The 446-nt window shown below is 75.3% G+C and carries 1 protein-coding gene; it reads left to right on the top strand.

Annotation, left to right across the window (positions count from 1 at the left end; genetic code table 11):
- On the top strand, positions 1-446 hold a 446-nt coding region (locus HWX22_RS31600; protein WP_175917027.1), incomplete at both ends, for a ketoacyl-synthetase C-terminal extension domain-containing protein.

Here is a 446-nt window from a genome sequence, read left to right as displayed (position 1 = left end):
GCACGATGAGGCGCCGCTCACGGTCGGCATCAACTCCTTCGGTTTCGGCGGCACCAATGCCCACGTGGTCCTGAGCTCGGCGCCCGCCGGGGCGGACACGCCGCGGGCCGAGGCTGTCACGGCGGCGCCGGCTGCGCGCCTGTCGCCACTGGTGCTGACGGTGCGCTCGCCGCAGGCCTTCGGTGCGCTGGCCGCGCGCTACCTGGCCGTGCTCGAGGGTGGGGCCGACTGGCAGTCGATCGCGGCCACCGCCGCGCGGCGCCGCCAGTGGTTCACTCATCGCCTGGTGATAGCACCGGCTTCGCTTGAGGAGGGGCGCGCCGCGCTGGCGGCGCTGGCCGCCGACGCCACCGCTTCTCCCGCCGGTGTGGTGCGCGGCGAGGCGCCGGCCGAGCCAGGCCGGGTGGCCTTCGTCTATTCGGGCAACGGCTGCCAATGGGCCGGGA

Source organism: Burkholderia sp. BCC1638 (genome assembly GCF_902833195.1).
Taxonomy (GTDB): Bacteria; Pseudomonadota; Gammaproteobacteria; order Burkholderiales; family Burkholderiaceae; genus Burkholderia; species Burkholderia diffusa.
This window is presented reverse-complemented; position numbering and strand designations above follow the sequence as displayed.